Raw genomic sequence first — 19,519 nt, 5'->3', positions numbered from 1 at the left:
ATGCCTTCAATCGTAATCCTCGATTGACAGTCGCTATCCTCGACCAAATTCTGAACACCAAACGTCAACACGCCCTAGCGCTTACCGATCACGTATCTGTAAGCTATCCAGATTAGTTGCTTTAGCATAATAACAACGACATCGATAACTCTTGCCCATTCCCATCAAGTTTCAGCCTATTCCTGCCAGATCTTGGCAAATGTTTGTCTAATGCTACCGGCTTACGCACAATGGTGATTATTTGCAACGGTTCAAGGATGTGCCAATGTCCCGGTTTAGCGACACCCTAAGCCAGCTGTATCAACAGCATGGTGGTGATTATCAAGGCGAGCCGGTGTGCTGCCATTATCCAAAAATTGCCTTGTATGGCCGCGACCAGCCACAGCAATCAACGCCGGTGATGTATCCACAAGGGATGGCGGTGTTAGCCCAAGGCCGTAAACAAGTCCGCTTTGGCCAGCAACGGTTCGATTATGACAATCAGGACATATTACTGATCGCCACCAGCTACCCCATTGAGTGTCACAGCTTCGCTTCCAAGAGCCAGCCGATGCTAGGGATGTACCTGCCGTTTGAGTTGCCGCTGCTGCGCCCCATGGTGGCACAACTGCAACAGCAGCATGGTGATAGTTACTTTGCGCCCTATCAGGGCAGCGGCGTGGATAAGCTCCGACGCAACGAAGCTCTGCATCAAGCACTGAACCAGCTGGCTCAAGCGCTGTTGCAACCGGCCTCAGCTAACGCCTTAGCGCCGCATTGGTTGGCGATCATCTACTACCAACTGCTTACCGGTCCCAAGCGTCATCTGCTTGCCGCGTTAGTGCAGCAGGATCAACATCTGGCACGGATCAGTGCCAGCATCGAGCATATCCAGCAGAACCTCGAGCAGAAACTAACGGTAGAGCAACTGGCACAAGTCGCCGGAATGAGCGAATCGGCCTTTTTTCGCGCCTTCAAAGCGTCAGTGGCGGATTCGCCGCTGCAGTACTTAAAAAAGCTGCGTTTAAACAAAGCCAAAGGGCTGATCGTCTATCAAGGGATGGCAGCCAGTGCCGCCGCCTTTGCCGTCGGCTATGAAAGCGCGACTCAATTTAGCCGAGAATTCAAACGCTACTTTGGCACCCCGCCCAGCAAAATCCCTGCCTTATGACAGAACTGACATATGTCCTAGGGGTTTGCCGCAGTTCATGATTGTTTTAGCCAGCTCTTGGGAACGGGGTTATCAATCACGGCAACCGGCATCCTCCCATTAACTTCATCCAAGATGACCTTCATCAATGGCGCTGGTGGCAGACTGCAGCGATACTTACCCGCAGCGCCATCGGCGATACCTTAGAGGCTCGTTCCTTAAATGCTGCGTAACCGCACTTTTTCCATCCAAGCAATGGCCGCTGGGCTGTTGGTTCTGGCGACGCTAATTACCGGCGCCGTCGTCATCGGGGTGCAATACCATTTCACCAAACAGATGATTCAGCAGAGCATGGTCGAGCGCTTTTCGCTTAATGGCCAATTGCTGTCGGCCCAGATCAGCAAGATCGACCGCGATGCCAATTACACCGTTGCCTTATTGGCTCAATTAGCCGAGCCGCTGCTGACTGGCGAACATCGTCAACAACAGATGCAACTGCTACGCCAAGCCCTAGAGGAACAGCCTGCATTCTACAGCGCCTACATCGGCTTCGGCGACGATCGCTTTTTGCAGCTGTTTGACCTGAATCATGCGCCGCAAATGCGTCAACAGGTAGCCGCTGGCGACAACGATCGCTGGGTAGTATCCAGTTATCAGGCCGCCAGCGAAAATCTGCCGCGCATCCAAACCACCGAAATTTACGATCAACAATTTCAACTGACTCGCCAATTCAGTGAGGTCGATAACTACTTTCCATCGCAGCGAACCTGGTTCAAACAAGCCCAGCAACACGGCAACCATAAAACCGATCCCTATCAGTTTTTTGAAGTCGACATTAATGGCCAAAGTTACAGCCACCGCATCGGCGACACTGATGCGGTCATTGCTATCGATGTGGTGTTGGCCAGCATCGCCAAGATGATCCAAAACGATCCTAAACGGCGGCCATTAAGCGCCATAACCAAAGCCTATTTAGTCGACCAATACGGCGAGGTGCTGGCCACCAACCAACAGTCAACCGACGACGTCTCACTACCGCCTTCGCAGCCGCTGCTGTTAACCGAAGCGCAACAGCAATTTATTGCTCATTCTCCAACCCTGAGGGTGTCCAATCAAGACGCTTGGGAGCCGATGGATTTTACCGTTGGTGGCGTTCCCAAAGGCTATGCCATTGATCTGTTTACGCTGATAGGCGAGATGACCGGACTTAAATTTCGTTTTAGCAATGGCCAAAGTTGGGCGCAGTTACAGCAAGCCTTTATTGCCGGTGAAATCGATATTTTGCAATCGTCACAACGCCATCAGGATAACCAGCAACTGGGTCGCTTCAGTACACCGATGTTCACCATGCCATTTGCGCTGGCAACGTTAGAAACCGACTCAATCACCGAGCTGCTGCAGTGGCAAGGGCGCCGTTTGGGGATATTGGCTGGCTGGTCGGTGATCCCGCTGCTAAAGCAGCACTATCCAGACATTACCATTATCGAATTTAACGAGCTAAAACCAGCGTTTGATGCGCTGCGTGACGGCCAGATCGATGGCGTGCTTGGAGCCAAGCAAATTCTGCAATACAAGCAAGCACAGTATTACCTCAATCAGATCAACCTACATGACAACCTCAGCGATCTTGATGCGTTGTTTGACGGTCACTACTACATGGTGGTGGCCGACGAGCAACCACTGCTACAACAGATCTTAAATAAGGCGCTGGCCAATATCAGTCGCGAACAGCATCAAGCTCTAGACCGACGCTGGCTCAGCGGTTCACCACAGTTATTGGCATCCACCGAAAAAAGCACTCTGCCCTATAAAAAGCTGTTGCAACTGCTGGAACAACAACAAGGACTAGGCAGCTTGCAGTTGCTGACTGTTCAAGGTCAGCCGACCTACGTCTACGCCGATAAGGTCAGTAGCTTGAGTGAGCTAAACGATTACTTTGTCGTTGCGATACCAGAGCAGTACTTGGTTGATCAGGTTACCGAACAGATCCGCGGTTCGGTATTGTTTACCGCCGCGATTATCGTGTTATTGCTGCCGCTGGCGTGGCTTTTCAGCCAACCGGTAGTGCGGCCGATTCTGCAATTACGCCGTGAAACCCAAAAAATAAAGCGGCGCCAATTTGAGCAAGTGGCACCGGTACCAACCAGCATCAGTGAACTGGCTGATCTGTCCGGCTCGGTGCAGCAGATGGCCGACACCATCGCCGCTCATGAACAGGCACAGAAAGCGTTTATCGAATCGATCATCAAGCTGATCGCCAACGCCATTGACCAAAAGTCACCGTATACTGCCGGCCACTGTCACCGCGTGCCGGAACTGGGGATTATGCTAATGGAAGCGGTCGAACAAGCCCAAGATGGCCCCTTTGCCGGCTTCCATTTCAATAGTGATGATGAACGCCGCGAGTTTCGCATCGCCGCGTGGTTGCACGATTGCGGCAAGATCACTACCCCAGATCACATCGTCGACAAGGGCAGTAAGCTAGAGGCGATCTACAATCGCATTCACGAAGTACGGATGCGTTTTGAAGTGCTGTGGCGCGATGCTGAGATCAAAGCCTTAGTGCAGCAGATCGCCCAGCCGCAACAGCTCGAGCAGATCCAAGCCGAGTTAGCCGCCCGCCAACAACAACTGCAACAACAGTTTGCTTTTGTCGCCGAGTGCAATATCGGCGGCGAGCGTTTCAGTGAGCAGCAACGTCAGCAACTGCAGCAGATCGCCACGCAAACTTGGCAACGCCACTTTGACGATCGCTTAGGGCTATCGCCATTAGAGCAAACTCTGCTGCGCGGTGAAGCACCTAGCCTGCCGGCAACCGAAGCGTTGCTCAGTGATAAACCACAGCACCGGATCTGCAGTCAGCATGATCACAGCAACGAGCCCAGCTATGGCATCAACATGGCGCCGCCAGAACTGCTGCAAAACCTAGGCGAACTGTACAACCTGTCGATCGAGCGTGGCACGCTGACGCCGGAGGATCGCTACCGCATCAACGAACATATGGTCAGCGGCATTAAGATGTTGGAAAGCCTGCCGTTCCCGCCAGAACTTAGCCGAGTGCCGCGCTATGCCACTAGCCACCATGAAACCCTCATCGGCAGTGGCTACCCTCGCGGTCTAACCGGCGAACAGCTGTCGGTGCCAGAGCAAGCGCTGGTGATTGCTGATATTTTTGAAGCACTCACCGCCGCCGACCGCCCCTATAAGCGCGCCAAAACGCTGTCGGAATCGATCCAGATAATGACTAAGATGGCCAACCGTCAGCACTTTGATAAGCAGCTGTTTGCGCTGTTCCTGCGCAGTGGTACCTATCTGCGCTACGCCCACGAGCATCTCGATCCAGCACAGATCGATGAGGTCGACATTCAACACTGCCTCGACCAGCTCGAACTTTAGCGCCACCAACAACAACGCCGCAGTCAAACGACTGCGGCGTTGTTTTAGGGCGATAGCACCTACTTCAGATGTTCATCAAACACCCGTTCGGCGGCACTGGTTAGCGAAAAATTCTCGCGGATGTAGTTTAGGGTAGCGATCTCGGTAGCCGTCATCCCTTGGCCATCCATGGCGCTGTTGATCAGATCCTGCGCCTCATCCTGAGAGATCCGCCCCTCGCCACGCCCTGTAGTGTGGGCTTTAGCCAGATCCAGTAACTCTTTTTCCAAGCGCACACCGTCAATTTGCACGTAGGCCATGCTTGCCTCCTCGGTAACAGTAAAAGCCTTCAGCAACCATAGTTAAAACTCTGCCCATTGAGCGGCAACAATTGTTATGGTCATAGCCAATCTCAATTTCCAGCAGTGGACGCTTGATGGATAACAACAACGGATTGTTTGTTAATGGCCAGCCGCGCTTTGGCCATCATGGCGATAGCATTGATGCTATTGACCTAAACCATTACCAACACCTAAACGCCTTTTATCAACCAAGCCATTGGCTTAGCCGCCAATTGGGCTTTAAGCAGTTTCAATACTTCGGCTTTGTTAGCCCAGAGTTAGTCGGAGGCTGTGCTTTGGCTCATCTGCGCCACACCGCAGTAGCGTTTGTTTACCTGTACCAACCCCAGCACGGCATGTTGTTGGAGATCAGCAAACGCGCGCCGCTGGGGCTGGGCGTATCCTTGACCAATGATCTGCGTCAGGGGCAAAGTCTGGCGCGGCTCGGCGATCTGCATGTGCAGTTATGCCATCAGCAACAGCGCAAGCGATTGCTGATCAATCATCCCCGTTGTCAGGCCGATCTGTGGTTTGATGAAAGCGAATTTGAGCCGCTGGCGCTGTGCAGCCGCATCGGCCGCAATGGCTGGGCTTACGCCCGCAAGGTGGCGGGCACCCGCTGCTTCGGCGAACTGCAAACGGGTGAGCAATCGTTTGCTCTGGCCGACCTCGATGCCTTTGCCCACCATGACTTCACTGCTGGCTACCTACGCCGACAAACCTTTTGGAACTGGGCCTGTCTCTCTGGCCGCAGCAGCACCGGCGATATTATCGGCCTGAACCTGTCCTGCGGGGTAAACGAAACCAGCTTCAGCGAAAACGCTCTGTGGTTAAATGGCCAACTGCTGCCACTGCCACAATGCCAATTTGATTATCACTGGCATGATCCCCAACAGCCGTGGCAGATCCGCAGTGCTGACGGCGCCATCAACTTGCGCTTTACCCCCAAGGGCAGTCATCGACAACGGCTTAACCTACTGCTGGCAGCCAGCGATTTTAAACAGCTGTTTGGCCTCTTTGCTGGCAGCATTACCCTAGCTGATGGCCGCCACATCCACATCGAGCAGCAATGGGGCTTTGTCGAGGATCAGTACGCTAAATGGTAACTGAGGTAAAACTGCCACCAAGCAGTTGCGCCAACGCTTGTGCGAACTGTTGCCCCTGCTGTTCACAGGCGATTGCTGGGGTCAGTTGCGGATACAGCACTTTTTCTAAGGTGGTACTGGTCACCGTAAATACCACCAGTTGCAACTGCTCATGGCAGCGCTCCTGTTGCGCTTGACTTAGGTGGCTAGCCAGCCATTGCTGCAACAACTGATATTCGGTCGAGCGCCCTTGCAACTGCGCCTGTGGTAGCGCTTCGGCATGCAAGCGCGCATTCAGGTGCACAGTTCGTAGCACATGCCGCTGCGCGCTCATAAACTGCCACGTTTCCACACAATAGCGCTGCAACGCTTGCTCAAAGCTCGCCAGCGACTGCCCAGTAAAACTGCTAAGCCAGCGCTGCAGATCATCACTGAAACGCTGATACAACAGTGGCAACAACGCCTCTTTGTCTTTAAAGCGACGATAGACAGTGCCGACCGACACTCCCGCTTCTGCGGCCAATTCCGCCACGGTGATCTGTTCAAAGTACTTGCGCTGCAAGCAGGCATCTAACGCCAGCAACAATCGTTGCTGGGTCTGTTGGCTGCGTTGCTGTTTCGGCTGTGACATAAGCTAAATGCGAATTTTAATTTACATTAAGCTAACACCCGCAAGCAGCAAATCCAAACCGGTTAATGGTGAGAATCGCTGTAGTGTTGCTGCAATAAAGTGAGCAATGCCTCAAGCACCGGACCACGGGTATAGCTACGAGAAATCACACAGCCACAAGTCGTTAACCAGCCCCGATCTTCATGGCTCACTGGCAGCTGAACCAGTCTCCCAGTTGCTAACATCGGTTGCACTTGTGTAGCCGGGACTACTGCCCAACCAACGCCGGCAGCAGCCATATCGATTAACGCTTGATGACTATTGGCGTACCAGCAGCGACTGCTGATCCGATAACTGAACCACAACTCTTTGCCATCAGAGCTGCGGTGCACCAGCTGTCGCTGACTTGTAAGGTCGGCATCGGTCACCTGAGTTAACTGCGCCAACGGGTGTTGCGGCGCTGCAACCGTTACAAATCGCCGCTGCCCCAAGGTGACGAAATCCATATCCACTTTTAGTTCACCATCAGCATACAGCAGCCCCAACTGGGCACGTTTCTCCCTGACCAACTGCTCAACGTCAAAGGTCGGGACACCAATCAGCTCGACATCGGTAATAGGAAAGCGTTCCGCCAGTTGACTCAGTATCGCCATTAATGATGGCTCCAGCAGCGATTCGTCGACCGCCAGCACTAACTGCTGCTCCAATTGCCGATCAATCGACTCAACTTTCTGATCAAAATAGCGTTTTTGATCCAAAATCGATTGCGCGATTGGCAGCAACAGTTGCCCAGCTTCCGTTATCTGCGTGGCATTACCACTGCGGGTAAATAACGGTTGGTTAATCGCAATTTCAAGATTAGCGATGGCCTGACTGACCCCCGATTGCACCCTTCCCAGCTGGCGAGCTGCCGCTGAAAATGAGCCACACTGGCAAACACATACGAATATTTTTAGCTGTTCGAAACTGTACATGATGATGTTCTGTTAGCTGTTCGGCCCAATCTAGGGTATCACGAGTAGTGATGGCGACTGACTTGGCTGTGCTATCGAGATCTCGATAATCGCCACACTTCGTAAACTAGAGACCCCCATGAGTACCTTTGAACGCATTTTTCATGCGACCTTGTTTGAACTGCTGGCGATCGCCCTATCGGTTATCGGCCTGATGCTGTTTACCGACCATCCGGTCACCGCGCTGTCCGGCACCATGGTGTTGATCGCCACCATCGCCATGATCTGGAACTTCGTCTTTAACTGGGGCTTTGATCAACTGGTCCCAGGTGATCGGGTAAATCGCAACTTGGCGACACGAATTGCTCATGTGCTGCTGTTTGAAAGCGGGTTACTGCTGATCACCGTACCGGTGATGGCCTATATGCTGCAGGTGGGCTGGCTGGAAGCGCTGTTAATGGATATTGGCGTAACCGTGCTGATCACCATTTACGCCTTTTTCTACAATCTGGCCTACGACCACATTCGTGCTGCCATTGTCCGCCGCCGGCAACCGGCCACAGCGTAATCCTGCGGTTAACACAACAACGCCGATGCATTTGCATCGGCGTTGTTGTATCTGGCTTTAAGCGGCCTGGTCACGCTGGCGCAGTTGCTCACTGCGCTTAATATTGGCCGAACCAACAATATTACCAATGGCGTTCAAACGACCTTGATGCGGCGGCTGATCCAGCAACTCCACCACCAATGCTCGCTTTTTACGCCAGCCAAACACCCCTACCGGCACTTGGACGATATCGCCAAACTGGATGTCATTATGGGGGTTGCGGTAGACACTGCGAATGCGCAGACCGGCACGCAGATCTTCGAAGAAGCGGATCGCAACGTAGGGAAACTCAGCCGCAGGCGTGGCGGCCTCTAGATTTGAATCGGGGTTCATCAACGCTTTTACTAACTGCCGCAAAGGGCGATCTAAAAAGGCCATCGGCTTGCGCGATGACCTTTGTTCAACATGGGTGACTAACAGTCACCTGCCATTCTACCCTAAAGCTGCACCGCTGTGTTCATATACAGTGGTTTTGTGGCCAAAGTGGTGACTTCGGTTCAACCTGCTTGGCTTCGGTTACGGCTGAGCGACGATGTAGCGTTGCCGCAAGCCATCAAAGTAACTTTGCGCCTTTAGGAAGCTGTCGAACACTTTGGGGCGCGAGTGTCCCAACCAATTGCCGGTGCGATTATCATACAGTGCAACTTGGTAGCGCCGCTGTGGTAGCGACCAATCCTGCACCGGAAAGCGGATTAGCTCGATCCGATACTGCTGGTTCTGCGCTTGTAATCTACTCATCGCCATCCTCCTCCTAAGGAACGATACGCCAGCCAATTGTGGGGTTAAGTTCGTGTAACGCCGTTACACGTAGACAAGATCACCGCTTCGACAAATATTTTCACGCTTTAAGTAACCCTATGCTTTATAAGCAAAAAAGCCGTGAGTTCAGCTGAACTCACGGCTTTTTGACAAGCTCGCGCCCGAGAACGCGGGGCTAACGGCAGCTTACATCATGCCGCCCATGCCACCCATGCCGCCCATGTCTGGGGCACCCGCAGGGGCATCTTGCTTGATCTCAGAGACCATCGCTTCGGTGGTGATCATCAGGCCAGCCACAGACGCCGCGAACTGCAGTGCAGAACGGGTTACCTTGGTTGGATCCAGAATGCCCAGCTCAATCATGTCGCCGTAGGTGTCGTTACCGGCGTTGTAGCCGTACGCGCCTTCACCGGCTTTAACGTTGTTAGCCACCACAGAGGCTTCAACACCCGCGTTGTACGCGATTTGACGCAGTGGCGCTTCCATTGCACGCAGTGCCAGTTTGATACCCACGTTTTGGTCTTCGTTGTCACCGGTCAGATCGGCGATCTTCGCTGCCGCGCGTACCAGTGCGGTACCGCCGCCAGCAACCACGCCCTCTTCAACCGCAGCACGGGTTGCAGCCAGCGCGTCTTCTACGCGATCTTTCTTCTCTTTCATTTCGACTTCGGTGGCAGCGCCAACCTTGATCACTGCCACACCGCCAGCCAGTTTGGCCATACGCTCTTGCAGTTTCTCTTTGTCGTAATCGGAGGTGGCTTCTTCGATCTGGGCTTTGATCTGAGCTACGCGGCCTTTGATCTGATCTTCTTCGCCAACGCCATCGATGATGGTGGTGTTGTCTTTAGAGATAACTACGCGCTTAGCGGTACCCAGGTCTTCCAGAGTGGCTTTTTCCAGCTCCAGACCGATCTCTTCAGAGATCACAGTGCCGCCGGTCAGGATGGCGATATCTTGCAGCATCGCCTTACGACGATCGCCAAAGCCTGGGGCTTTAACTGCAGCTACTTTAACGATGCCGCGCATGTTGTTAACAACCAGAGTCGCCAGCGCTTCGCCTTCCACGTCTTCAGCCACGATCAGCAGTGGCTTGCCCGCTTTGGTCAGGCCTTCCAGGATCGGCAGCAGTTCGCGGATGTTGGATACTTTCTTATCAACCAGCAGGATGAACGGAGAGTCCAGCTCAACGGTGCCGTTTTCTGGGTTATTGATGAAGTACGGAGACAGGTAACCGCGGTCAAACTGCATGCCTTCTACTACATCCAGTTCGTTTTCCAGTGCTTGACCTTCCTCAACGGTGATCACGCCTTCTTGGCCTACTTTTTCCATCGCGGTAGCGATGATCTGGCCGATGGACTCGTCAGAGTTAGCAGAGATGGTACCTACCTGAGCGATCGCTTTGGAATCGGCACATGGCTGCGCCAGCTCTTTCAGCTCGGCAACCGCAGCAACAACGGCTTTGTCGATGCCGCGCTTCAGATCCATTGGGTTCATGCCAGCGGCAACGGCTTTTAGGCCTTCGTTAACGATGGCTTGTGCCAGTACGGTAGCGGTGGTGGTACCGTCGCCCGCTTCGTCGTTGGCCTTGGAAGCGACTTCCTTAACCATCTGCGCGCCCATGTTCTCGAACTTGTCTTCCAGTTCGATCTCTTTGGCTACCGATACACCGTCTTTGGTGATGGTTGGACCGCCGAAGGCTTTGTCCAGAACTACGTTACGACCCTTAGGACCCAGAGTTACCTTTACGGCGTCGGCCAGGATGTTTACGCCAGCCAGCATTTTTACGCGGGCGTCGTTACCAAATTTTACGTCTTTAGCAGCCATTGCTTAGCTCCTTCTACAAACTTGAATCAGATTGGGATTATTCGACGATCGCCAGGATGTCAGACTCGGACATGATCAGCACTTCTTGGCCGTCAATCTTCTCGGTCTTTACGCCATAGCCTTCGTTGAAAATCACGGTGTCGCCAACCTTAACGTCCAGCGCTTTCACTTCGCCGTTGTCCAGAACGCGGCCATTACCTACGGCAATGATCTCACCACGGGTGGACTTCTCAGCGGCGCTGCCAGTCAAAACGATGCCGCCAGCAGACTTGGATTCTACTTCGGTGCGTTTAACGATAACGCGGTCGTGCAACGGACGGATAGTCATCTGATATCTCTCCTAAAACGGTTCCGTGTAAGGGTAAAAAATGCAGCTAGGCTGCTAACTGAAATCTGATATGGGGCTCGCCAATTTGAATACAAGGGCAGCACCGCAAAAAAGTTACCCATCGCCCACAAGTGCGCTTTGCACTTTGCTCAGTAGCGTATGCAGTTGTTACACTCGCCTCTCTTTTTAGCTAAGCCATAAGCGGTAGGTTGCGCTTGTTAAGAACCAAGTTGGACATGCTCCACGGCGCGCTTTTGCCGACGCTGGCGCGCATGACCAGTTCCAATCTGTTGGCGGTACTTAGCCTATTGGCGTATCAGCTTACCGATGCCTATTTTATCTCTCGCCTTGGGGCCGATCCCCTTGCCGCATTCGGGCTCACGCTAGCGCCGACCCTGATGGTGGTAGCCATCGCGTTGGGCTGCGGCAGCGCCCTGTCGGTCAACGTCGCCCGCTTGCTCGGCCGTGGCGATCTGCTGCAAGCGCGGCGCTTCGTCAGCCACAGCTTACTGTTCACCGGCATGATTGCGGTGCTGCTGTGCGGTTTCGGCATGATTAGCATCGATTGGCAGTTTCAGTTGCTGGGCGCCGAAGGGGCGCTATTGCCGCTGTACTACGACTACATCTGGCTTTGGTATTTGGGGGCGCCGCTGTTGGTGCTGCAGATCCAAGCTAACCAAGCGCTGCGCGCCGCCGGTTACAGTTTCGCCCCAGCGCTGGTAACTACCCTGATTGCGGTAACCAATGCCATTCTTGATCCTCTGCTGATCTTTGGCATTGGCCCGTTTCCTGAGCTCGGACTGCAAGGTGCGGCGCTGGCAACGGTGTTGGCATGGCTGCTGTCATCGGCAACCGCACTGGCGTTGTTGCTGTTGAAATATCGCTTAGCGGCGCTGCCGCAACCGCCCTTGCTGCTGCAGCACTGGCGCGAACTGCTGCATATCGCCCGCCCTTGTACTGCGTCGAACCTGCTTAATCCGCTCGCCAGTGCGACCTTAATTGCGATGCTAGCGCGGATCGATACCCACGCAGTGGCGGCCTTTGGCGTCGGCATGCGGATCGAAGGGGTAATGCTGATTTTGGTTACCGCCCTGTCCGGCACCCTAACGCCGTTTTTGGCGCTGAACTTGAGTAGCGGTCAACATCAGCGGGCGTTCCACGCACTGTTTGGCTGCCTTAAAGTGGTACTATTGGTGCAATTGGCACTGTATCTGCTGGTGTGGTTCGCCAATCAACCGTTAACCGGGTTATTTGCCATTGAAGCGGCCACCGGCCACTACTTAAGCCAATTCCTGCTGTGGCTGCCGGCCAGTTATGGCCTGTTGGGGATGGTGATTTTGCTGTCGGTGCTGCTCAATGCCGAACAACAACCGATGGCGGCGTTGGCGCTGAACATCGTCCGACTTGGGCTGCTGTTGCCTGCGGCATGGCTGGGGCAGCGCCTTGGCGGCGCCGAAGGGATCTTTATCGCCATGGCCAGTGCCAACTGTCTTGCTGGCGTTCTCTGTTGGCAGATAGCAAAACGCCGCGCCTGTCGCTATGACAATGGCGCGGCGTTACAGCAAGGTCTTAGCTAAGTTAGTTTAAGCATCAATCCTTGCGGCGGTAATCGGCGTCGATGATATCGTCGTCTTTACCCAGTTGGCGGTCTCGCCCAGCGGCAACATGACTGTCCCCTTCATGATCGAAGGTGCGGCCGCCTTGTCCTGCAAACGGGTCTTGCTCGAATGGGCTTTGACCAAAACCACCCTGGCTAAACCCGCCTTGGCCAAAAGTCGCCCCAAAACCGGCACTGCCATTGGCGGCTTTAACTTGTACTCGCGCCAGCATCGCTTTGGCAAACCAGCGGCGGGTAAATGGGGTCAGCAGCAGCAAACCAATAAAATCGGTCACAAAGCCTGGGGTTACCAGCAGTACCCCGGCCACCGCCAGCAACACCCCTTCCATGATCTCAATGCCCGGCAGTTCGCCCTGATTCAGGCGGCGCTGCACATTCATCAAGGTACTTAACCCTTGGCTGCGCACCAGTGACGCGCCCAGCGCGGCGGTCAGCAGCACGATGGCCACAGTATTAAGCGCCCCCAGCACCGAACCTACCGTCATCAACAGGTAGATCTCGACAATTGGCATTACCGCGAACAACAGAAACAGTGGAAACACGAACGGCGACCTCATTTTTTTCATAACCATTGCAACATAGATTGGGGTTTGGTGGTCTGATTTCAAGTTGCGCCCTGAACTGGGATCCGATCCGAAGTACCACGCTTGGATCTGCAGTACAGTGGCGCCACATCAATGCAGTTTGGACAGCGGCACTGACCGAATGTTCAGATTGTGAGTTGAACTCGCTTATCGGGAATTTTAGTAACGATGACCAACACCGTGGTGCTGTTGTGTACCTGCCCCAACGACAGCGTTGCCGAGCAGCTAGCCAGCGGCCTACTAGACCAACAATTGGTCGCCTGCGTAAACCTGTTGCCGGGGATCACTTCGCTGTATCACTGGCAGGGGCAGTTGTGTCGTGAGCAAGAAACCCAACTGCTGATCAAAACCCGCAGCACCCAGTTACCGATGGTGGAACAGTGGCTACGCCAACACCATCCTTACGAAGTGCCAGAGATGCTCGCCCTGCCAGTGCAGTGGGGACATCAGCCCTATCTGGAATGGATACAACAAAACTGCTGATTATGAAAAGAGTGCTTACTTCGCTGATGCTACTGCTAACCACTAGCAGCGCCTTAGCCAATTTCGATTTTTTAAAGGATGAACCGGAAATTTTACCGGTCGAACAAGCTTACCTATTCGACTTCTATCAGCAGGGTAACCAGCTGCAGTTGAACTTCACCATGGCCAGCGACCAGTACTACCTCTACCAAGACAAGTTCAAGGTTAAGGTCGAGGTTGAAGGCAACGCTGAAGTGGGCGAGATGGTCTACCCCGAAGCGACCATCCACACCGATGATTTCTTCGGTGATCTGCCGGTGTACTTCAACAATGCCAATCTGCAACTGCCGATCCTACAGGCCGACAGCGGTACCGAGCTGACCATCACCTACCAAGGTTGTTTGGATAAGGTGTTGTGCTACCCACCAACTAAGGTCAAAGTGCCACTGAGCGAAGTGGCGGCGAACGATGGTGTGATTGCGGCGGCGACAGCCGTTCCAGCAGCAGCCGATAGCGCCGAATTCCAAACCGAGCAAGACGGTTTCGCGGCGATGCTGGCCGGCGAAAACCTGTGGCTGGTACTGGCAACCCTGTTTGGTCTGGGCATTCTATTGGCGTTCACCCCATGTGTGTTCCCGATGTACCCAATCCTGACCGGGATCATCGCAGGCCACGGCAAGCAGATCTCCAGTGCTAAAGCGTTTGCGCTGTCGATGACCTATGTCCAAGGGATGGCGTTAACCTACACCGCACTGGGTTTGGTGGTGGCTTCCGCCGGAGCCCAATACCAAGCGGTACTGCAAAGCCCAACGGTGCTGATCGGTCTGGCGGTGCTGTTTGTGGCGCTGTCACTGTCGATGTTTGGCGTCTATGAACTGCAACTGCCAACCAGCATGCAGACCAAACTGAACATCGCTTCAAACAAACAGCAAGGCGGCTCATTCGCTGGGGTGTTTGCGATGGGGCTGATCTCCGGCCTGGTGGCCTCGCCATGCACCACCGCGCCGCTGTCTGGGGTACTTATCTACGTCGCCCAATCCGGTGATCTGGTGGTCGGCGGTAGCGCCCTGTACGCGCTGTCATTGGGGATGGGCCTGCCACTGCTGCTGATCGGCACCTCTGGCGGTAAATTGCTGCCACGGGCTGGCGCGTGGATGGAAACCATCAAACACGTGTTCGGCTTCCTGCTGCTGTCGGTCAGCTTGATGATGCTGGAGCGGATCTGGCCGGGCATGTGGCTGAATCTGGCGTGGTCGGCGCTGGGTCTGGCGATGTTCGGCTACCTGTTGTGGGCCAACAGCAAAACTCAGCAGTCTTCCATGAAGTGGCTGCGTTACGGTGCGCTGTCGGTAGCCCTGCTGGGCAGCGCCGGTTACGGCATCCAAGCGGTCACCAATAATGACGTAACCGCCCATGCACAGCTGAAGTTCGTCTACATCGATACCGTTGAACAACTGCGCGAAGAGGTGGCCATAGCCAACGCCGCCGGCAAACCGGTGATGCTGGATCTGTACGCCGACTGGTGTGTCTCCTGTAAAGAGTTTGAGCACCAAACCTTCCCAGCACCGCAGGTGGTTGAGCGCACCGATCAGATGGTGATCCTGCAAGCGGATCTGACCGACACCAACGACATCACCAGCCAGTTCTATGAGCAATACGATGTGTTGGGTCTGCCGACGCTGCTGTTCTTCGGCACCGACGGCAATGAAATTGGCAATCTGCGCGTGACCGGCTTTATGAATGCCGACAAGTTCGCCGCCCACTTAGATAAAGTGTTAGCCAACTAAAGCCCGCCGGTTCGAGCCACAAATCCCACCGCAAGGTGGGATTTTTTTATCTTAAATTCCCATCAGAACAATCGATTTTGCCTAACTAAATCAATCGTTTTACATGAGTTAGTTAGCATTATTCACGGCCAACAATATCTATCTTCAAAGCCGACCAATAACCACTAATTCAAGGGCCATCGATGCAACGTCGTGATTTCATTAAACTGGGTGCGGTTTCCTCTGCTGCGCTATTGCTGCCAAGCCAAGTGGCTGCGGCAACCAACGCCAACACCGTTAATTTTGCCGGCATGGCGTACTTTACCGCCGAGCAGCAAGGGCGCTGGCAGGGCAAGGCTGGCGGCCACCTGCCGAAGGTAGAAATCACCAAGGGGATCGCGACCGTCACCACCAAACATGCGATGACCGAAGCCCACTACATCGTTAAGCACACCCTGTTTAACGAACAGATGGAGCTGCTAAGCGAAACCGTATTTAGCCTGAAAAACGGTGACAAGCCGGTGTCTCAGCACGATCTGAAAGGCTACCAAGGCAAGATCTACGCCGTCAGCCTGTGCAACCTGCACGACGCTTGGGTTGCCGAAGCTGTCGCCTAATCCGCTGCCCCTTTAGCGTGTTCCATCGCGCTAAAGGGGCGCTGATGACACTCCGCCCTAAGCCAAACTCACCGCCAGCCCCCTTTAAAGTAAATCTCTGCAAAGTCGATTCAGCGCCGAAACCCGACAGCGCACAATAGCTCTACTGTTTCTGTCCGAGCTGTTCCTATGAAAAAGACCCTTGTTGCAGGCATCGTGCTGAGCGCCGTAGCCGCGCTGGCATGGCAACAAAGCCGCCCGACTCAAGCCACCGCCCAATTTGAATACCGTACCGCCACCATCGAGCGCGGCAGCATCAATAAAAGCGTCAGCGCCACCGGCACCTTAGCGGCGGTTGATGACGTCGTCGTCGGCTCGCAACTGTCCGGTCAAATCACCGAAGTGCTGGTGGATTTCAATGACAGCGTCAGCCAAAACCAACTGCTGGCGAAAATCGACGATCGCACTTTTGCTGCCCAAGTAGCGCAAGCGCAAGCACAACTGCAACGGACCGAGGCCGACATCGCCTTACAAGCGATCAGCATCGACCAAGCCAAGTTGGACTTGGCCAAGGCCGAGCGCGATCTCAGCCGTGGCGAGGGCCTTAAGCGCAGCAATAACATTTCCGAAGAAGAGCTGGATCAGCTGGCCACCAGCCTGGGACAACAGCAACTACTACTGCAACAGGCACAAGCGCAGTTGCAGGCACTGGCCGCCACCAAAGCCAGTAATCTGGCCAGCTTGCAGCAAGCGCAAATCCAACTGGACCGCACCGAGATCCGCGCCCCTATCAGCGGTTTCGTAATTGACCGCACCATCGAAGCCGGGCAAACCGTGGCCTCCAGTTACAACACCCCAGAGCTGTTTACCTTGGCCAAAGACTTAGCCCAGATGGAGATCGAAGCCTACATCGATGAGTCCGACATCGGCCAAATCGCCTTAAAACAGCGGGTCAACTTCACCGTTGATGCCTTCCCTGACCAACCGTTTCGTGGCCAAGTGAGTCAGATCCGCCGTGCGCCGCAGTCCAATTCTGGGGTGATCAGCTACACCGTGATCATCAATGCCAATAATCCCGCCAACCAGCTGCTGCCGGGGATGACCGCCAATCTCGATATTCAGATTGATAATCTGGCCGGCATTCAGCGCGTGCCCAACAGCGCCCTGCGCTTAACCGCCCGCAGCACCAGCAGCGATGCCAAAGGCAAAGCCCGGGGGCCATTAGCGTTCGCCGAGCAGCTCGGATTATCAGAGCAGCAACAGCAAGACCTGCGGGATGGCATGCCGCAACCGGGCAATCCGATGGCTAAAGGTGGCCGTGCCCAGATGAAACAACGAATGGAGCAACTGACCGCCGAAGTGCTGACGCCAGAGCAGTTGCACCGTTATCAACAGTTGCAACGGGGCGAGCTGAAGTTAGGCCAGTTGCAGCTGCTTAAAGATGGCCAACCGCAGATTGTCGAGGTGCAATTAGGGCTGGCGGATAACGACTACACCGCCATCTTGGCACCAGATTTAACCGGCACCGAAGTGATCACCCAGATCAAACAGGTGAAGTCATGACCGCCGCCATCGAGTGCCGCGCCATCAGCCACAGCTTTCCGATGGCCGGTGAACGATTTCAGGTGCTGAATGACATCAACCTGACCATTGAGCGGGGGGAGATGGTGGCGATCATCGGCCCCTCTGGCTCAGGCAAATCGACCTTAATGAACCTGATTGGCTGCCTGATGACCGCCGAGGCTGGTGAGCTGTCGATTCTTGGCACCGCCACCAGCGGCATGGATCGCAATCAGTTGGCGACCCTACGACGGGATCATATCGGCTTTGTGTTTCAGCAGTTTCATCTGCTGCCGCGAACCTCAGCCTTGGATAACGTCAAGATGCCGCTGATGTATGCCGAGCAACGGCTTAACGACGCCGAACAACGGGCCCGCGAATGCTTGGAACTGGTGGGATTGGCGGACAAGCTGCAAAACCACCCGAGCCAACTTTCTGGGGGGCAGCAGCAACGGGTGGCGATTGCCCGAGCGCTGATCAACCGCCCAGATATTTTGCTGGCAGACGAACCGACCGGCGCGCTCGACAGCAAAACCTCGGCGGAGATCATGGCGCTGTTTCGCCAGCTCAATCAACGCGGCCACACCGTGGTGCTGGTCACCCATGAAGCCGAGGTCGCCGCCCAAGCGGATCGGATCATCACCGTTCGCGATGGCCAACTGCAGTTGCCGGAGGCAAGCTGATGATCTTAATTGAAACCGCGCTGTTATCGCTGCGGCGTAACTTACTGCGCTCAATCTTAACCACCCTTGGGATCATCATCGGCATCAGTGCCGTGGTGATCATGTTTGCCCTTGGTGAAGGCGCGCAACGTGAAGTGGATAAACAGATCGCCAGTCTAGGGACCAACCTATTGATGGTGCGCACCAGTGCAGTCAGCAACACCGGCGTGCAAGGCGCGGCCGGCAGCGTCAATAAGCTAACTCTGGCCGACGCCGATGCCATTCGCCGAGAACTGCCGGAGATCGCCGCGGTTGGCGCCTCGGTTCGTGGCCAAGCCCAAGCGGTTTGGGGCAATCAGAACTGGAATACCTCAATTGAAGGCGGCAATACCGATCTGTTAATTGCCAATAATCACCAACTGGAACTGGGCCGTCCCTTTAGCGAAAGCGAACTGAAAAGTGCCGCTAAGGTGACCCTCATTGGCCGTACCGTCGCCACCGAACTGTTCGGCGATCCAGAGTTGGCCGTCGGTCAAACCATCCGCGTCAATCGGGTGCCGCTGCAGATCATCGGCTTGCTCAAAGCCAAAGGCCAAGATATGCGCGGCAGCGACCAAGACGACACCTTGATCATGCCACTCACCACCGCCAACCGCCGCGTTATCGGTTTTAGCGGCAGCGACATTAATCGGGTCAAACTGCTGGTGGTGTCTGTGATTGCCGCCGACGATATGGCTTACGTTAGTGACGAGCTTGAGCGCCTGCTGGCGCAACGTCATCGCATCGGTGCCGATCAACCGAACCCGTTCTCGGTGATGGATCTGTCGGCGATGTTGGCGACTCGCGCCAACGCCAACAAGGTATTTGCCAGCTTGCTGGCTGGGGTGGCGGCGGTGTCGTTGCTGGTCGGCGGCATCGGGGTGATGAACATCATGCTGGTCAGCGTCACCGAGCGCACCCGCGAAATTGGCCTGCGGATGGCGGTTGGCGCCAAACCCAAACACATCTTGTGGCAGTTTTTGATTGAAAGCGTGGTGCTCTGTTTGGTCGGCGCGATTATCGGCTTGCTGTTGTCAGTAGCAGCGCTGTTGCTACTAGAGCACTTATTTGGCTTCAGTATGGCACTGTCGCCCACCATCATGCTGATCAGCATTGCCGCCACCGCGGTGATCGGCGTCGGCTTTGGCTTTTATCCGGCCTACAAGGCCGCCAATCTCGATCCCATCGAAGCGCTCCGTTACGAGTGAGCCCCCCAAAAAA

At 54.7% G+C, this 19,519-nt stretch carries 19 protein-coding genes; 11 read left to right on the top strand and 8 right to left on the bottom strand.

Translation table 11 applies throughout. The features are described from left to right. Positions 1-265: 265 nt before the first annotated feature. Positions 266-1,150: an AraC family transcriptional regulator gene (locus G506_RS18715; protein WP_051201890.1), complete on the top strand. Its 885-nt coding sequence runs from the start codon at positions 266-268 to the stop codon at positions 1,148-1,150. A 201-nt stretch (positions 1,151-1,351) separates the two neighbouring features. Next, positions 1,352-4,525 (top strand): HD domain-containing phosphohydrolase, encoded by a 3,174-nt coding sequence (locus tag G506_RS0104275; protein ID WP_035387003.1) that lies wholly within the window; start codon positions 1,352-1,354, stop codon positions 4,523-4,525. A gap of 59 nt (positions 4,526-4,584) precedes the next feature. Here the strand turns inward: G506_RS0104275 and G506_RS0104270 are convergent, their stop codons facing one another. Beyond that, entirely contained in the window at positions 4,585-4,824 is a 240-nt protein-coding gene (locus G506_RS0104270; RefSeq protein ID WP_028115796.1) for a hypothetical protein, read from the bottom strand. A gap of 116 nt (positions 4,825-4,940) precedes the next feature. Between G506_RS0104270 and G506_RS0104265 the strand changes: the two genes are divergently transcribed. Then, on the top strand, positions 4,941-5,951 hold the full coding sequence (locus G506_RS0104265; protein WP_035387002.1) for a DUF2804 domain-containing protein: 1,011 nt from the start codon (positions 4,941-4,943) through the stop codon (positions 5,949-5,951). On the opposite strand, the gene G506_RS0104260 is transcribed toward G506_RS0104265, so the two are convergent. Then, positions 5,941-6,561: a TetR/AcrR family transcriptional regulator gene (locus G506_RS0104260; protein ID WP_028115794.1), complete on the bottom strand. Its 621-nt coding sequence runs from the start codon at positions 6,559-6,561 to the stop codon at positions 5,941-5,943. The two genes, G506_RS0104265 and G506_RS0104260, sit on opposite strands and share 11 nt — an antisense overlap. A 62-nt stretch (positions 6,562-6,623) precedes the next feature. Beyond that, positions 6,624-7,514, bottom strand: a complete 891-nt coding sequence (locus G506_RS0104255) for a LysR family transcriptional regulator (protein WP_028115793.1) — start codon at positions 7,512-7,514, stop codon at positions 6,624-6,626. A gap of 118 nt (positions 7,515-7,632) precedes the next feature. On the opposite strand from G506_RS0104255, the gene G506_RS0104250 reads away from it, so the two are divergent. Beyond that, positions 7,633-8,061 (top strand): PACE efflux transporter, encoded by a 429-nt coding sequence (locus G506_RS0104250; RefSeq protein WP_028115792.1) that lies wholly within the window; start codon positions 7,633-7,635, stop codon positions 8,059-8,061. A 57-nt stretch (positions 8,062-8,118) separates the two neighbouring features. Here the strand turns inward: G506_RS0104250 and G506_RS0104245 are convergent, their stop codons facing one another. The 4 genes from G506_RS0104245 to G506_RS0104230 all read right to left on the bottom strand — a co-directional run bounded on the left by G506_RS0104245 (position 8,119) and on the right by G506_RS0104230 (position 11,011). Further along, complete coding sequence (locus tag G506_RS0104245) at positions 8,119-8,433, bottom strand: hypothetical protein (protein WP_156904786.1); 315 nt, start codon at positions 8,431-8,433, stop codon at positions 8,119-8,121. Positions 8,434-8,616: 183 nt separating this feature from the next. Further along, positions 8,617-8,838: a hypothetical protein gene (locus G506_RS0104240; RefSeq protein ID WP_156904785.1), complete on the bottom strand. Its 222-nt coding sequence runs from the start codon at positions 8,836-8,838 to the stop codon at positions 8,617-8,619. 207 nt (positions 8,839-9,045) lie between these two features. Beyond that, a complete protein-coding gene (groL, locus tag G506_RS0104235) occupies positions 9,046-10,683 on the bottom strand; it encodes a chaperonin GroEL (RefSeq protein WP_028115789.1) in 1,638 nt (545 codons plus the stop codon). Positions 10,684-10,720: 37 nt separating this feature from the next. After that, on the bottom strand, positions 10,721-11,011 hold the full coding sequence (locus G506_RS0104230; RefSeq protein WP_028115788.1) for a co-chaperone GroES: 291 nt from the start codon (positions 11,009-11,011) through the stop codon (positions 10,721-10,723). A gap of 272 nt (positions 11,012-11,283) precedes the next feature. Here G506_RS0104230 and G506_RS18710 point away from each other — a divergent pair, with 272 nt between their 5' ends. Beyond that, on the top strand, positions 11,284-12,588 hold the full coding sequence (locus tag G506_RS18710) for an MATE family efflux transporter (RefSeq protein ID WP_240473382.1): 1,305 nt from the start codon (positions 11,284-11,286) through the stop codon (positions 12,586-12,588). Positions 12,589-12,601: 13 nt separating this feature from the next. Here the strand turns inward: G506_RS18710 and G506_RS18705 are convergent, their stop codons facing one another. Then, positions 12,602-13,171 (bottom strand): FxsA family protein, encoded by a 570-nt coding sequence (locus G506_RS18705; protein WP_276197521.1) that lies wholly within the window; start codon positions 13,169-13,171, stop codon positions 12,602-12,604. 210 nt (positions 13,172-13,381) lie between these two features. Here G506_RS18705 and cutA point away from each other — a divergent pair, with 210 nt between their 5' ends. The 6 genes from cutA (at position 13,382) to G506_RS0104190 (ending at position 19,506) form a co-directional block, all read left to right on the top strand. Then, positions 13,382-13,696: a divalent-cation tolerance protein CutA gene (gene cutA, locus G506_RS0104215; protein ID WP_028115787.1), complete on the top strand. Its 315-nt coding sequence runs from the start codon at positions 13,382-13,384 to the stop codon at positions 13,694-13,696. A gap of 2 nt (positions 13,697-13,698) precedes the next feature. Beyond that, positions 13,699-15,462 (top strand): protein-disulfide reductase DsbD, encoded by a 1,764-nt coding sequence (locus G506_RS0104210; protein ID WP_028115786.1) that lies wholly within the window; start codon positions 13,699-13,701, stop codon positions 15,460-15,462. Positions 15,463-15,644: 182 nt separating this feature from the next. After that, positions 15,645-16,058: a desulfoferrodoxin family protein gene (locus G506_RS0104205; protein ID WP_028115785.1), complete on the top strand. Its 414-nt coding sequence runs from the start codon at positions 15,645-15,647 to the stop codon at positions 16,056-16,058. 168 nt (positions 16,059-16,226) lie between these two features. Further along, positions 16,227-17,600: an efflux RND transporter periplasmic adaptor subunit gene (locus tag G506_RS18700; RefSeq protein WP_051201887.1), complete on the top strand. Its 1,374-nt coding sequence runs from the start codon at positions 16,227-16,229 to the stop codon at positions 17,598-17,600. Next, the gene (locus G506_RS0104195) at positions 17,597-18,280 is read left to right on the top strand and encodes an ABC transporter ATP-binding protein (RefSeq protein ID WP_028115784.1); all 684 of its coding nucleotides are present in this window, start codon (positions 17,597-17,599) and stop codon (positions 18,278-18,280) included. The genes G506_RS18700 and G506_RS0104195 overlap by 4 nt, the downstream gene beginning before the upstream one ends. Further along, entirely contained in the window at positions 18,280-19,506 is a 1,227-nt protein-coding gene (locus tag G506_RS0104190; protein ID WP_028115783.1) for an ABC transporter permease, read from the top strand. Before G506_RS0104195 ends, G506_RS0104190 begins: the two co-directional genes overlap by 1 nt. Positions 19,507-19,519 lie beyond the last annotated feature (13 nt).

The sequence above is a fragment of the Ferrimonas senticii DSM 18821 genome (assembly GCF_000422665.1).
Taxonomy (GTDB): domain Bacteria; phylum Pseudomonadota; class Gammaproteobacteria; order Enterobacterales; family Shewanellaceae; genus Ferrimonas; species Ferrimonas senticii.
Note: the sequence above shows the minus strand (reverse complement) of the source record. Positions and strands in the feature narration are given on the sequence as shown.